A 14,982-nucleotide genomic window follows, 5' to 3' on the forward strand; every position below is an offset into this window, starting at 1 on the left:
TTATTAACGCTCGCGGAATGCTTCTTTAGCTTTCAGGACCGGCTTAAGCAGGTAATCGAGAATGGTTTTCTCACCCGTGCGCACCTCAACGGTAGCGATCATGCCGGGAATGATCGGCAGATCTTTGTTACCTGCGTGCAGCGTGCTTTTATCCGTCAGGATCAGTACGCGATAATAGGTATCATCCGGGCGTCCACTGGCGGCTTTCTGATCGTCTTTTAAGGTATCCGGACTGATATACTCCACGTGCCCATCAAGCCCGCCGTAAATGGCAAAGTCATAGGCGGTGATTTTCACCTTGGCCGGTAAGCCTGGACGCAGGAAGGCGACATCCGACGGACGGATTTTTCCCTCCACCAGCAACTGCTCTTCCAGCGGAACGATTTCAAGGATGTGCTCACCCGGCTGAATAACCCCGCCAATGGTGTTAACGCGTACGTTTTTCACCGTGCCGCGCACCGGTGCGACGATCGTGGTACGATCAACAATATCGGCACGACCAATCAGGTTTTCGCTAACCTGGCTCAGTTCTAATTCCAGACGTCCCAGCTCGGTGTGGGCATCTGATTGATAGCGGTTACGACGTTCGACGATTTGCGCCTGAATGTCATTGGCCTGACGCTGCATACGCAGTAGTTCGACTTCCGACAAGAGACCTTTGGCCGCTAACGGCTCAGCCAGATGAATCTCGCGCATCGAAAGTGCGTAACTGCGTTGCAATGAGTTGATGCTGTCACTTAGCGCACGTTTGCGCGATTCATAAGCTTTAGTTTCCTGCGCCACAACGGCGGGATCGCTCTGTACCTGCTCATCAAACGCCAGTGGCAATGAATAAGCTTCAGCACGTAAGCGTGCAATGCTGCCCTTCAGACCCACCACTTTACTCAGTACTTCGCGATAGCTGGATTGCGCACGCGTTGGGTCAATTTTCAGTAGCACATCACCGCGATCTACAACCGTACCTTCACGCACATTCATCTCTGCCAGAATGCCGCCTTCCAGGCTTTGAATAACCTGCTCACGGCTGCGTGAGATGACCTTGCCATCGCCTTTAGTGATCTCTTCGACTCGTGCGTAATTGGCCCAGGTAAGGCCACCAACTAACACCGCAATGATGATCCACATCACTAGCTTGGAACCCGGCGTGGTTTGCGACAGCAGAGAAGCCTGCACGTCATTCATAAATTCGGCATCAGCAGCGGACATACCTTTCTCGCTCTTACGCCATGACATTAACTTGCTCATACTGCGGCCTCCTCTGCTGCTGCTTGCGTGGGCGCTGAATCGTTAGCGGGAGCTGGCGCACGTACCGCCGGTTCAACCGCCTGACGCGGCTGTTTGCGGGCTTTATTTTTTCCTTCTAAAGCGGCAAGCACCTGATCTTTCGGGCCATCCGCCACCACTTTGCCTTCTTCCACCACGATGATGCGATCGACCAATGCCAGAATGGATGGACGATGCGTTACCACAACCAGCGTGTGTCCTTCACTGGCGCGACGTAAATGCGCGAGGAACTGGTTTTCCGTCATACTATCCATGGCGCTGGTTGGCTCATCCATCAGCAGCACTTTAGGACGGGTGAGCAGCGTTCGCGCCAGAGAAACCAGCTGACGCTGACCGCCAGACAAGCCTTCGCCGCCCTCGCCAACCGTTAAATTGATACCACTTGGATGGCGTGCCGCAACGTGGTCCAAACCGGTCAGATTTAGCACGCGCAGCAGCTCATTGGCGGTGGCGTCCGGGCGCCCAATCATTACGTTTTCGCGCAGCGTGCCGTAGAACAGACGCGCATCCTGACCGACAAAGCCAACAGCCTTGCGCCAGTCCGCCGGATCAATCTGGTTAACATCCAGACCATCGGCCGAAAGCTGACCTTTCACCGGTTGGTAAAGACGCGCCATCACACGTAATAAGGTGGATTTACCGCTACCGATGCGGCCAAGAATTGCGACGCGTTCCCCGGCTTTAATACTCAACGAGATATCTTTGAGGATCTCCGGGTTCGGCTTCATTGGCGGTGCCGGATAGGAGAAGTTGACGTTGGTCAGCGTGATCTCACCACTCAGCGGCGGATCGGTGAGATAGGTTTTGCTGCTGTCACGATCAATAGGCATCTCCATCAGCTTATTGAGTGACGTTAGCGCCGCTTTTGCTTGCTGATAACGCACAGCCAGGCCAATAACCTGACCGAGCGGGCCAGTCGCGCGGCTGGCAAGCATCACGGTGGCGATCATCGCACCCATGGTGAACGTGCCTTCATTGATCAGATAAACACCGGCCACCACCAACATCACCGTCTGAAACTGCTGCAGGAACGTCACCACGCCGGTTGCCAGCGTTGAGTAACGTTTTGATTTCATCGAGTTAGCGGATTGCAGTGCGCTGAAGTTTTCCCAGCGACGCTGCATGTGTGCTTCACCGCCCACTGCTTTCAGCGTTTCCATACCTTCAACCGATTCGATCAGCACACCTTGCTTGAGTGAGGCGTCACGCAGGTTCTCTTTCATGATGCGGGCCAGCGGCCACTGGATCGCGGCACTGACGATGATGATCAATGGGATCATCATCAGTGGAATGATCGCCAGCGGACCGCTGATAAAGAAGATCACACCCACAAACATCAGAATGAAAGGAAGATCGGAAATCGCCGCCAGCGTGGCAGATGCCACGAAGTCACGTACCGATTCATACTCACGAATCTGGTTGGCGAAGGTACCGGAGGAAGCGGGTTTGTGTTCCATCTGGATAGAAAGTGCCTGACGGAACAGCATACTGCCGAGCACTAAATCGGCCTTTTTACCGGCCATATCCAGCAGATGCGCGCGTACGAAGCGGGTAACGGCTTCGAAGATCATCGCAATGGTCACGCCAATCGCCAGTGACCACAGCGTCACGAATGCCTGGTTCGGCACCACACGGTCATAGACGTTCATGGTGAAGAAGATGCTGGAAAGACCGAGAACGTTGATCAATACCGCCGCAATCGCGGCACTGCGGTAATAGCGGCGATAGCGCCACAGTGTGGTGAACAGCCAATGGCCTTTTACTTCCGGCAGCATTTCACTGGCGCGCTCATCGACCACAGCAGTGGGTTTCGCCATGACGGCGAAGCCCGCGTAGATCTCATTCAGCTCTGCCAGATTCATCTCAACGGCTGAAGCGCTGACTTCTGGCATCACCAGCTGGAAGCGCAATTCGCGTTGATTTTCCTCATTAGTGTGAATGCGGCGCGACAGCACAATGCAACCGCCGCCCCCTTTGCGCAGCAGAATCATCGGCATCAACTGCTCCGGCAGATCCTGCAGACGACGCTCAACCATGCCGCCGGTAATGCCGGCGTTTTCGAGCGCTGTCATGGCCTGTGATGGTGAGAGCAATGTCGCTTTTGGCAAACCTGCCACCAGCGCTTCTTCACTTTTCTCGCGTTTATAGTGTTTGCAGATCCAAGCCACGCTTTTTAACAGCGTGTCATCTACCGTGGTTTCAATACGAGCAACAGAACGCGCATCCTGCTCCACAGCATCCTGCTTCTGGTCGACCATTTCCCGACTCCTGTAAACCTGACAAAAAAACGGTGAGCACATTGCCCACCGTTGCACCTGTTTGAATTGGGAAAATTCTGACAGAAGGCAGGTTTTGAGCAGTCCAAGACTTGTCTCAAACGGTTAGGAATAATTGTTTAAACTCGTGATTGCAGGCACGGAGGCGGGCTTTATGCACTGCCTGGCGCAGAAAAATGCAAGGCTGTTGATGCTCGTCCTGGGCGTGTTATCTTACTGGCTCGCTTTATCGCAATCGGACAAATAGCAATGGTAAAACAGCGCGTAGGGATCGTGTTTGGCGGCAAATCGGCCGAGCATGAGGTGTCATTACAATCAGCCAAAAACATCCTCGAAGCCATCGATAAGAGCAAGTACGAGGTGGTGTTGCTGGGAATCGATAAACAGGGTGAATGGCATCTCAATGATGCTTCGGGATTCTTGCTCAACGCAGAGAACCCGAAGCTGATTGCGCTTAATCGTTCAGGTGAAAATGTCGCGCTGGTTCCGGGCAGTTCTTCCCAGCAGCTGATTACCCGTCAGCAGGCGCAGCCTTTGTCACAGCTGGATGTCATTTTCCCCATCGTGCACGGCACGCTGGGTGAAGATGGTTCGCTACAGGGCTTATTACGCATGGCGAATCTGCCGTTTGTCGGCTCTGACGTGCTCGGGTCTGCCGTCAGCATGGACAAAGATTTTACCAAGCGGCTGCTGCGTGATGCCGGACTGAACGTTGCACCCTGGCTGAGCGTGACGCAGGCACAGCGCGCGAACATTGATGCTGAGGCCGTGATTGCACGCTTTGGCCTGCCGCTGTTTATCAAACCGGCTAACCAGGGATCGTCCGTTGGCGTGAGCAAAGTCGAGAGCCCTGAAGCGTTCGATGCCGCGCTGGATCTCGCCTTTACGTTTGATCGCAAGGTCTTGATCGAGCAAGGGATTAAGGGGCGCGAGATTGAATGTGCCGTGCTGGGCAACGATACGCCAGAAGCCAGCCCGTGCGGCGAAGTGGTGGTGCATGATGCCTTCTACTCATACGACACCAAATACATCAGCGAAAGCGGTGCGCAAGTGGTGGTGCCAGCGGCAATCAGCGATCAAGCCAGCAAGGCAATTCGTCAGGTGGCAATTACTGCGTTTCAGGCGCTGGAGTGTTTTGGCATGGCGCGTGTTGACGTGTTCCTGACGGAAAGCGGCGAGATCATTGTCAATGAAGTGAACACCTTGCCAGGTTTTACCAATATCAGCATGTATCCGAAGTTATGGCAGGCAGCGGGTTTGAGCTACAGCGATCTGATTTCCCGTCTGATTGAGCTAGCTCAGCAGCGTCACCAGCAAACCAGCCAACTGAAAAGTAGCGTTTGAATCGCCATGACGTGGCTCAGGCCACGTCATTCATCATGCTGCGCGGCTCCATCGCCGGTGAGGTTTGATTACGACCATTGCGTTTGGAAAGATAAAGATTCTTATCCGCCGCTGACACTAAGCGATTGATCACGCTAGGCCATTCACGTTCGTTTTGCGCACTGCCGCGCGCCAGACCTAAACTGGCAGTTACCGTCACCGTATTGCCCTGAATCCAGAACTTCTCTTTGACCATCGCCTGACGTACCGTTTCGGCGAGTTGGTAAAGCTGGCTATGACTACAATCGAACATCACCATCACAAACTCTTCGCCACCAAAGCGACACACCATGCCACGATTGCCAACCACACGCTGAATGCGCCGCGCAATCTCTTCCAGCACGCAATCACCGGCATCGTGGCCAAAATTGTCGTTAATGGCTTTGAAATAGTCGACATCAAGCATAATAACGCCAGCTTCCCGTTGTAGCGAGAAAGGTTCATTTCTTAAGCTTTCATACAGACCGGAACGGGACAGCAACTGGGTGAGAAAATCAAAATTAGCGCGGAGTGCAAGGCGATGATTTAACTGGCGGATCGCATCCATGCTCACCGCCACCAGCAGCGGGCTGAGCGCAACGGTGGCGACGCCAAGCCGTGCCGAGGTGAGATGGCTAATCGGCAGCAGTGCATCGTCACCCTGGATGTTCATCACACCATGCGACACCAGCACAATCTCCGTAATACCGGTTATCAGGATCACTAAGCTGGTCAATGGAATTGGTAACACAATGGCGCACCAGATCAGCGCAGGAACCGGGAATGTCAGGCTACCGGCCCCGCCAATTAGTGCCCCAACAGTCAGCGATAGAATCACCGCCGCCAGCGGCAGCAGTTTGCCGGGATGCAGCAAGGTGTGCGGTGAAACCGTTCGCAGCGGGCGTGCCAGCATCACCGGCAGCAGCATCAGCGAAGTAGAGAACTGTTCGCTGAACCAGTCGCTCCACGCCACAATAAAGCGCGCATTGAAATCAATATCCTGTGCCCACGCGCCCCAGGTTGCACAAGCCGCCGCGCCAAGAAAACAGGCGGGAAAAATACGCATGGCATTGAACACCTGACTGTGGGCGGAAGGACGTTGCAGATGTTTGATCAGCATGCTGACCGCGACGAGAATAAACAGAATGTTGGCAAAATTGACGGTAAACGCTGGCAGCGCCCAGCCGGAAAATACCGTGTCGTTAAAAATCATCGCACTGAAGCACACCAGATAGCTGGAGGTAGTGTGTAAAAACGGATTCCTCACTATTAATCCCGCCACCAGCGCATTCACCGGCCAGAATAGTGAGAACTCTTCGGGGATGCGTAAATGGCTGCCGATAAAGCAGAAAAACAGCGTAATGAAAAACAGCGTGAGGGCATTCTTTTTAAAATTATTCTCTTCAAACAGCATAACGCGCATACGTCTGAACCCTGTAACCTGGAAAGTGCCGGCATCAACCCTAAGCATCAGCAAGCATTAAACCGGAAATAACCGTGCGATGATTCGGTAATTAAGCAAGTGTTCGTCATCCTACTCTGCGGCTGGGCGGCGCTCACCTGCCATAAAAAGCAGCGTCGCGCCTAATGGCATTGTAGAAACGCCAGAGACAAAGGATAAAGCTTTTGGCAATTATGCCCTGTAAATAAAAAAATCGGCTATCCGAGATATCCGATTTTTTAGTTTTAAAACGGTTGTTCCAGCCCAGACTTATGGCTATTTCACCGCAACAGGCCATTGACTCAGACGAATGCCACGTTGGCGTGCGTTTTCACCAAAGTCTTTTAGCACCGCTTTAACGTCGGGATCCATATATTGGGCATTGCCGTGCTCAGCAATCACCACGCTGTTTTCCGGGATCTCCGCCAGCAATCCCTGCAGCTTTGGATTGTGCATAAAGGTCAGATTTTGCTGCAGGCGTAAAACGTAGTGATCGTCATGTCGCGTAAGCTGCAAGGCGTTGCGATGGCTTTTATAGATGCTGTAGAGGATTTGCGTAGCGATGCCAATTCCGATGCCGGCCAGCATGCCAAACACAATAATGCCGCCGATAGTGGCAAGGAATGGCACATATTGCTGCGGTCCCATGCGCATCTGCTCAATGAACAGGCGCGGCGTGGCCAGCTTATAGCCGGTATAAAGCAGCACCGCCGCAAGGCTGGCAAGGGGAATCGCGTTAAGCAGATTACTGAACCACAGGCCGCAGATTAACAGCAGCACACCATGAATCAGAATCGACAGTTTGGTTTGCGCGCCAACGCTGACGTTCACCGAACTGCGCACAATCACTGCAGTAATCGGCATCGCGCCAAGGAAACCGGCGGTCAGGTTACCAATACCCTGCGCAAACATCTCTTTGTTAGGTGAAGGTGCAGGATGTTGCGGACGCAGTTTCTTCAGCGCTTCCTGGCTGAGCAGCGTTTCAAGGCTCGCGACCAGCGCCAGCGTGATCGCCACCATCCACACTGCAGGATTCTGCCACGCTTGCCAGTCTGGCGTTTCCAGTTCAGCCACCAGCGCCGACATGCTGTCGAACGCGGGCAGCGCGATACGCGGCAAGCCTTCAGCTAACGCTGGAAACAGGCGATCGCCAAACACCGTCGCCGCACAGCCCACCAGCACCGCTACCAGCGGACCGGGCATCCAGCTCAGCACTTTAACTGCCTTGATCAGCGGCGTGGTCCACAGCCATAAAATAGCCAATCCCACGCCAGCAACCAGCATCGCGCTGCTGGAAAAATGAAATTCCCCGTTTACCAGCGACAACAGCTCAACATCGCCCGCCGCGCCGAATGCTACCGGAATTTGCTGCATAATCAGCAAAATACCAATCGCCGCCAGCATACCTTTAATCACGCTGCTCGGGACTAAGGCGATAAAACGTCCTGCACGCAGTAAGCCAAACAGGCACTGCAACGCACCCGCCAGAATCAGCGCGGTGAGAAAGGCGGAAAAGCTACCTAGTGTGGCGATCGACGCGACCACAATCGTTACCAATCCCGCCGCCGGACCACTAACCGCAAAACGCGAGGGGCTCAGCGCAGTCACCAGCAACCCACCAATCACGCCGGTGAGCAGACCCGCAAAGGGCGGCAATCCACTCGCCTGCGCGATGCCAAGACAGAGCGGTAGCGCGACCAGAAACACCACCAAACCAGCCGGAATATCCTGACGAAGCGTGCTTAAATTCATGGCGTTGATTCCTCTGCAGATTGCTGAATTAACCGCGCGCGGCGCCGCAAAGCCAGAGTACGATTTATCACTAATAAGGGTTTCAGGGTCATCACAATAATCTTCTCTCAACATTTAAAAAGATCGCTTTCAGGCAGATAGCGACGTCATTAAACGCGGCTATGGAGAACCATTGAGGATGAAAGCAGAACTTCCTCACAAAAATAGTTTATAGACGCTTAAGCATTACCTTGCATCATGAATATTTCTGACGTCGACAAAACGAATCTTTTTGTAAACAAAACTTCAATAAACGTATGAATCAGGTAAGTTTATGCAAGGAGCGGAATGATGGGCAGGATCGATAAAAAGCATTATTAACAATTAAATAAGAGCTATTTTGAATGTGATATTTTCGGTGCAATTACAAAACAATACACGCAAAAATTATATGCCATTTTAGCGACGCTATAATTTAATCCTTATGAGCTGGGAGAATTCCTAATTAAAAAATTTATGATTAGTGCGATTCACTGCCATTCAGCAAATAAGACGAGATATTTCGCTATTCAGTTGCCATGAATTTAGTAAGAGATCAGGAAAACAGTGAGGGGAATAATAGTTACGGAGTTATGTAAATATTGATGGACCTGAAAAGGACATGAATGCGCCTGCCTAAGCAGACGCTATTTTACCTGACAAATTATTTACCGTTCCACGCTTTCATACGCGCTTCACGCACCTGCAGTTGCTGCTCAGGCGTGAGTTTGTTGTAGTTTTCCGCCATGCCACTTTCCCAGTCGCCATACAGCGGGTTCGGTAACACGATGAATTGGGTGCCAAAACGCTGATGATTAAGGCTAACGAACTGCTGACGCTGCGCATTTCCCTGATGCCAGGTTGAACCGCCAAAGTCATTCAGGTTGTCGCCCACATACAGCACCACGTTGTAACCGGCATTCTTCACCGCGTCGAAGCGCTCTTGCTTGTTAGAATTGCCGGTACTCAAGCGCACCGTTTTCTCGCTCACGCCGCTGAAGCCCAGCTTATTCAGGTTCTCAACCGTTGCGGCAAAATCTTTTTGGTCGCGGTTGGAGATATAGAACATAGTGCCGCCGTGGCTGTTGACGTAGTTGGCAAACTCCACTGCGCCCGGAACGGCCGTTGCCTGACGCGCCTGCGTCCACGCTGACCAGGTTTTACCCGAGAAGGGCTGGCCGTTTTTCGCCTGCCACGCGCTGTAGGCGCTGTTATCAATCATCGTTTCATCTAAATCGACGATAACCGCTTTCGGTTTACCCGCCAGCGATGGCGCCTGATCGAAGGCCATGCGCGCGCTGTTAAATGCCTGCCAACTCAATGCCTGATATTCGCCGGATTGCTGGAACCAGTTTACTGCCAGCACCGATTGCTGGCCGAGCTGCTGCTGAGCCTGCTGTTTAGAAGGCTGCGCACAACCGGTTAATGCCAGCGCCATTAAGCCGGATGCCGCCAGCAAGGTGGTTTTCTTCATCATTTCATCCTTAAGTGATTAGGGTCAGTTTTTGTAAAGCTTTAAAAATGTAGCAGTTAACGTAAGCTGTGGGCAGCAGAAAGCAGCGGTTTGGTGAGAGGAGACACTTATGGTACAGCACCCCCACAGCGGTCCACGATCAAGACTATTGGATGACTTTTCCTGGCTGGAATACGCCTTTCAGCCGGCTGGCCAGCCCGTTCCTGCAGAGGCGGCTTATGGTCAACAGCGTCACAGCGCCAATGTGTTGCTGGCAAGCCAAAACATCCCGCCTAAGCGTTGCGAATCGGATGGCTTGATTGGCGAAGATCATCTGCCGGTCGCGGTGTATACCGCCGATTGTCTGCCGGTGTTATTTGCCGATCCGCAACAACAGCAGGTTGCGGCGGTGCACGCCGGATTAAAAGGCACGCTCGGTGGTGTATTGAACAACGCGATTGATCGTCTGCTAGAGCGCGGCGCCAGCCGTGAAACGCTGCGTGTGGTAATCGGTCCAGCGATCGGGCCGTGCTGCTATGAACTGGGTAACGATCTGGTGACACATATGCAGGATCGTCACGATCTTCCGCCGTTACCCTACTCCACCCAGCAGCCGCACAACGCACAAGCGATCCGTCCGCAGGCGCGGGCCCAGCAGGATGGAATCTGGTTTGATCTGCCTAACCTGGCGCGAGGCTTGTTGTTACAGCGGGGAGTGGTGGCGGAACATATTGAAGTGCTGAACGTCTGTACTTACTGCATGGCGGAAGCGGGTTCCAGCTATCGCTACAACACCCATTTTGACAGCGGCTATCAGTCACGTTTCTCGTGGATCCGCACGCGCGGTTAAGGGCTTCACGTCCTTGTGAAGCTTTATCGATCAGTGAATTATGGCATTGAGCGCCAACACGCCGGCTAAACCGAGAATCGAGATTAACGTTTCCATCACCGTCCAGGTTTTCAGGGTTTCCACCACGCTCAGGTTGAAGTAGCCCTTAAATAGCCAGAAGCCGGGATCGTTCACGTGTGAAGCGATCACGCTGCCGGAACCCACCGCCAGTACCATCAAGGCCGGATCGGCATGCGTGGCCGCGATAATTGGCGTCACAATACCGGCGGTGGTGATCGCCGCCACCGTGGCTGAACCCAGCGCCACGCGCAGCATTGCCGCAACCGTCCAGCACATCAGCAGCGGTGACAGTGACGATCCCTTCATCATATCGGCAATGTAGTTACCCACGCCGCTATCCACCAGCACCTGTTTAAATGCACCGCCGCCCGCGATGATAAAGATGATCATGGCGATGGCGGCAATCGACTCGCCGCACATATCCATCACTTCTTCCATCTTACGGCCATTGCGCAGCCCCAACGTCAGCACCGCTATCACCACCGCGATAAACAGCGCCACTGCCGGATTACCGATGAATTCGAAGAACTGACGCAGCGCGTTCTCTTTCGACGTGGTCAACTCGAAGACGGCGGCAATCGCCATCAGCACCACCGGAATCACTGCGGCAAAAATACTGATGCCGAAGCCTGGCATCTCCTCTTCCGTGAAGATTTTTGGGTTGTAGAGCCCTTCCGGCGGTGACTTCTCAAAGCTTTTAAGGAACTTCGAGAAAACCGGTCCGGCAATAATCACCGTTGGAATGGTGATGATCATGCCGTAGAGCAACGTGGTACCGAGATTGGCGCCAAAGATGGTGGCAATCGCCGTCGGGCCAGGATGCGGCGGCAGGAAGCAGTGAGTGACCGAGAGCGCGGCGACCATCGGCACGCCGACGTACAGCAGCGGCAAACCGGCAGCCGCCACGATAGTGAACACCAGCGGCAGCAACAGTACGAAGCCAACTTCATAGAACATCGCCAGGCCGACGATCAGTCCGGTCACCACCAGCGCCCATTGCAGCCGCTCTTTACCAAAAGCGGCGATCAGCGTGGTAGCCACGCGTTGTGCGGCACCGGTATCGGAAACCAGCCGCCCGAGCATGGCGCCGAAGCCGAGGATCATGGCTAATCCGCCCAGCGTCGAGCCGATACCTTTCTGGATCGAGGCCATTACATTCAGTGGCGTCATGCCTTCGGCAATACCGACCACCGCCGAGACAAATACCAAAGCAATGAAGCCATTGACCTTAAATACAATCATCAACACCAGCAGCAGTATCACACCCAGCACAATGATGGTTATTGGCATTTTTATTATCCTTAGGAATACAGAGGGGTGATTAAGGTTTAGGCGCGGCCCGATGATAATGCCAGCCGCGCCCGGTCATCACACGGCGACGCGCATGCCACCGTCAACGAACAGCAGATGCCCGTTAACGAAGTTCGACGCACCGGAAGCAAGGAACACTGCCGCGCCAATCAGCTCTTCCGGTTTGCCCCAGCGAGCGGCTGGCGTGCGCTTGGTTAGCCAGCCGGTAAAGGCAGGATCGTCAGCCAGCGCCTGAGTCATCTCCGTGACGAAATAGCCCGGCGCAATGGCGTTCACCTGTATGTTGTGACGCGCCAGCTCCACGCACATGCCGCGCGTCAGCATAGTCACCGCGCCTTTGGAGGCCGCGTAAGGCGTGATGGTGTCGCGCCCTAATTCGCTCTGCATCGAACCGATATTGATGATTTTACCCTGCTGACGCTCGACCATTTTTTTCGCCACGGTTTGCGAAACCAGGAATACGGCGGTCTGGTTGACCGCGATAACGTCATTCCAGTCCTGCTCCGGGAATTCAAGGAACGGCCGACGACGCTGGATGCCAGCATTATTCACCAGCACATCAATCGCGCCCCACTCCGCTTCGATCTCATCTACCGCCTGTTTCACCTGCGCCGATTGCGTGACATCAAACGCTTTGGCGTGCGCGCGTAAGCCCAACTCACGCAGCTGCGCCGCGCCCTTCTCTGCGCCTTCGTGCGTGGTGGCGTTGACGATCACTTCAGCACCGGCTTCCGCCAGGCCGCGCGCCAGCAGATATCCAATGCCGCGCGCCGAACCGGTCAGCAGCACACGCTTGCCTTCGAGGGAAAATAACTGGCTCATCACTGCTCCTTAAAAAGTTAACTGGACTTTAGCGGCACGGGTTTTATCGCCGGCAAACTGCAGCGCGGCATCGATATCCTGTAAGGCATACTCACCGCTGAACAGCGGCAACGGGTTTACCACGCCGGTGGCCAGCCATTCGACGGCGGTGTTGAATTCATGAGTGAAGCGGAAGGAACCGACCAGATTAATCTCTTTGGCAATCAGCGCCATGATCGGGAAATTGGGAATGGTGCCGCCCATGCCAACCTGCACCAGCGTGCCTTTGGCGCATACCACATCAAGGCAGCGCTGCAGCGAAGAAGGATGGCCGGAGGCTTCAAACGCCACATCGAAATAGCCTTTGTCGGCAAGATAGGGCGCGAAATCGCCGTCGGCGGCATGAATCACCTCACTTGCGCCCATCTGCAGCGCCATCTCCAGTGAACGTTCGCTAATATCGCTGCACACAATGGAGGCCGCGCCGCGCGCTTTGGCCGCCGCCGCAATCAGGCAGCCAATCGGACCCACGCCTGAGATAAACACGTGCTTGCCGTTAAGATCACCTGCCTGCTGCGTGGCGTGAATACACACCGCCAGCGGCTCAGCGAACACCATGACCGTTTCATCGGCATCCTGCGGGAAGGGCACGCATTGCGCGCTATCCACCACTTTGTATTGGGTAAAACCGCCGTCAACGTGCGGCACATACATGGCGCTGCCGAAGAAGCGCATGGTGGTGCACTGGTTTTCCTGATCGCGCTGGCAATATTTGCACGCGCCGCAAGGCTTAGAGGGATTTACCGCGACTTTTTGTTGGGGTTTAAGTGCTGGATTGTCGCTCTCCACTACATAACCAATCACTTCGTGGCCCAGGATCATCGGCATTTTGATCTCGAAACTGCCGACCTTGCCTTCCTGATAGTAATGCAGATCGGATCCACAAATGCCGCCACGCGTGATACGCACCAGCGTACCTTTGCCGTCCCATTTCACCTGCTGCTGCGCAACGCTGACTTGTTTTTTTCCAGTGATCACGCCGGATTGCGTTTCGATATTCATAACGTCCCCATAAGAGCTGTAGCAATGGGGGCCATCAGACCGGATTATGCGGCTTAAAACTGTGATGAACATCACCTAAAGACATGTTACGGAAAGCTGTTACCTGGAACGTGAAGTCTGTGATTCCGAAGAGAAAACAGGCGGCCGTAAGTGGCCGCCTGTGAAGAGAATTAATAGCCTGACATCAGGTCGTGGCTGTATTTGAACAGCTCAGAATCCGAACGTAAACCGAGCTTTTTCAGCGCCGATTGTTTCTGCCCGCTCACGGTTTTACGACTGCGCTTAAACTTCACGGCAATTTGCGACACGCTCAAGCCATCGAGAAAACAACGCACCACTTCAACTTCACGCGGGCTGAGGGTTTTCACCTTCTCATACATATTGCCTTTGCTGCTGAAATCGAGGCTGTCATCCAGCGACTCTTCGCTCATGACATAGAGATTTTCAACCTCGTAAGCGACTTCTTTAGACAAGAACAAACGGCCCTGCGCCACCTGACGAATCGCATGGGTAATTTCCTGCATATTGTGGCTTTTACCAATAAAGCCCTTCACGCCTGCGCTTAGCACCATTTTGACGATAGCCGGACTCTCCATTGAAGAAGAGATCAGAATTTTTTGCTGGGGATAATGATTACGCAGTTGCTTCACCAGCGCCAAACCATCCAGTTCACGTTCACCCAGCAGGAAATCCAGTACCAGCACATCGACTACGGTACTTCTCAGCTGATTAAATAATTCATTACTTGAAGCCCAGGTACCCACCAAATGAATATCGGGCTCATGTTTCAAACACAACTCGAAAACGGTACGAACCATGGGGTGATCATCAAGGACAGCCACACGCACTTGTTTATTATGTGCATATACCATTTATTTATTCCTTTATTACAGCATTAACTTTGTCCAATTCTGACTGTCACACCCGCTTCAATAAATAAATGGTGTCGATTACAACAGCTGTGAAAAAATAGCCTTCACAACATCAGAATTCTAAATCGATAGCGTCACCCTAATAGCGGTCATTTTTATATACCCCTTTTAGGTTTATATTTTTCCGTGATAGATCCTTACTTGCCTGCTCACGTAAAAGTGGGAAAAGTCTGACTTAACTCCTTAACAAGACCACATAAGAATTGTCTTGAAAGAAAAGGAGCAATATAACTAACTGAATAAGCTAAGAAATGAACATCATATAGTGACATCGCCATCACCCTCTCTCTTTCGCTAAAAATCAAACATTTGAGAATGGTCGCAAAATTTTAACAGTAAAAGAATAGAACGAGCGAAAGATAATAATATCTTTATAATCC

At 53.1% G+C, this 14,982-nt stretch carries 11 protein-coding genes; 2 read left to right on the plus strand and 9 right to left on the minus strand.

Annotated elements, in window-relative coordinates:
* Nucleotides 1–3: 3 nt before the first annotated feature.
* Both FCN45_RS16750 and FCN45_RS16755 read right to left on the minus strand, forming a co-directional pair.
* The gene (locus FCN45_RS16750) at nt 4–1,245 is read right to left on the minus strand and encodes an HlyD family type I secretion periplasmic adaptor subunit (RefSeq protein ID WP_137386563.1); all 1,242 of its coding nucleotides are present in this window, start codon (nt 1,243–1,245) and stop codon (nt 4–6) included.
* A complete protein-coding gene (locus tag FCN45_RS16755) occupies nt 1,242–3,542 on the minus strand; it encodes a type I secretion system permease/ATPase (protein ID WP_137386564.1) in 2,301 nt (766 codons plus the stop codon). Before FCN45_RS16755 ends, FCN45_RS16750 begins: the two co-directional genes overlap by 4 nt.
* Nucleotides 3,543–3,809: 267 nt before the next feature.
* Between FCN45_RS16755 and ddlA the strand changes: the two genes are divergently transcribed.
* The gene (gene ddlA / locus FCN45_RS16760) at nt 3,810–4,904 is read left to right on the plus strand and encodes a D-alanine--D-alanine ligase (RefSeq protein WP_137386565.1); all 1,095 of its coding nucleotides are present in this window, start codon (nt 3,810–3,812) and stop codon (nt 4,902–4,904) included.
* 16 nt (nt 4,905–4,920) lie between these two features.
* Here ddlA and FCN45_RS16765 read toward each other — a convergent pair whose 3' ends face one another.
* From FCN45_RS16765 to FCN45_RS16775, 3 genes are all read right to left on the minus strand, one after another.
* On the minus strand, nt 4,921–6,345 hold the full coding sequence (locus tag FCN45_RS16765; protein WP_137386566.1) for a GGDEF domain-containing protein: 1,425 nt from the start codon (nt 6,343–6,345) through the stop codon (nt 4,921–4,923).
* A gap of 294 nt (nt 6,346–6,639) precedes the next feature.
* Nucleotides 6,640–8,115 carry a SulP family inorganic anion transporter gene (locus tag FCN45_RS16770; protein WP_137386567.1) on the minus strand — a complete coding sequence of 492 codons (1,476 nt, stop codon included), beginning with the start codon at nt 8,113–8,115 and terminating at the stop codon, nt 6,640–6,642.
* A 682-nt stretch (nt 8,116–8,797) separates the two neighbouring features.
* A complete protein-coding gene (locus FCN45_RS16775; protein ID WP_101762925.1) occupies nt 8,798–9,607 on the minus strand; it encodes a 5'-nucleotidase, lipoprotein e(P4) family in 810 nt (269 codons plus the stop codon).
* 109 nt (nt 9,608–9,716) lie between these two features.
* Between FCN45_RS16775 and FCN45_RS16780 the strand changes: the two genes are divergently transcribed.
* Nucleotides 9,717–10,436, plus strand: a complete 720-nt coding sequence (locus tag FCN45_RS16780) for a polyphenol oxidase family protein (protein WP_101762924.1) — start codon at nt 9,717–9,719, stop codon at nt 10,434–10,436.
* A 30-nt stretch (nt 10,437–10,466) separates the two neighbouring features.
* Here the strand turns inward: FCN45_RS16780 and FCN45_RS16785 are convergent, their stop codons facing one another.
* The 4 genes from FCN45_RS16785 to FCN45_RS16800 all read right to left on the minus strand — a co-directional run bounded on the left by FCN45_RS16785 (nt 10,467) and on the right by FCN45_RS16800 (nt 14,542).
* Nucleotides 10,467–11,786, minus strand: coding sequence for a gluconate:H+ symporter (locus FCN45_RS16785; RefSeq protein WP_137386568.1), 1,320 nt, complete (start codon nt 11,784–11,786; stop codon nt 10,467–10,469).
* Nucleotides 11,787–11,864: 78 nt separating this feature from the next.
* Entirely contained in the window at nt 11,865–12,629 is a 765-nt protein-coding gene (gene idnO / locus FCN45_RS16790; RefSeq protein ID WP_137386569.1) for a gluconate 5-dehydrogenase, read from the minus strand.
* Nucleotides 12,630–12,638: 9 nt separating this feature from the next.
* The gene (gene idnD, locus FCN45_RS16795; RefSeq protein ID WP_137386570.1) at nt 12,639–13,670 is read right to left on the minus strand and encodes an L-idonate 5-dehydrogenase; all 1,032 of its coding nucleotides are present in this window, start codon (nt 13,668–13,670) and stop codon (nt 12,639–12,641) included.
* A 170-nt stretch (nt 13,671–13,840) separates the two neighbouring features.
* A complete protein-coding gene (locus FCN45_RS16800; protein ID WP_008103473.1) occupies nt 13,841–14,542 on the minus strand; it encodes a response regulator transcription factor in 702 nt (233 codons plus the stop codon).
* Between the last annotated feature and the right edge of the window lie 440 nt (nt 14,543–14,982).

Source organism: Pantoea sp. SO10 (assembly GCF_005281435.1).
Classification (GTDB): Bacteria; Pseudomonadota; Gammaproteobacteria; order Enterobacterales; family Enterobacteriaceae; genus Pantoea; species Pantoea leporis.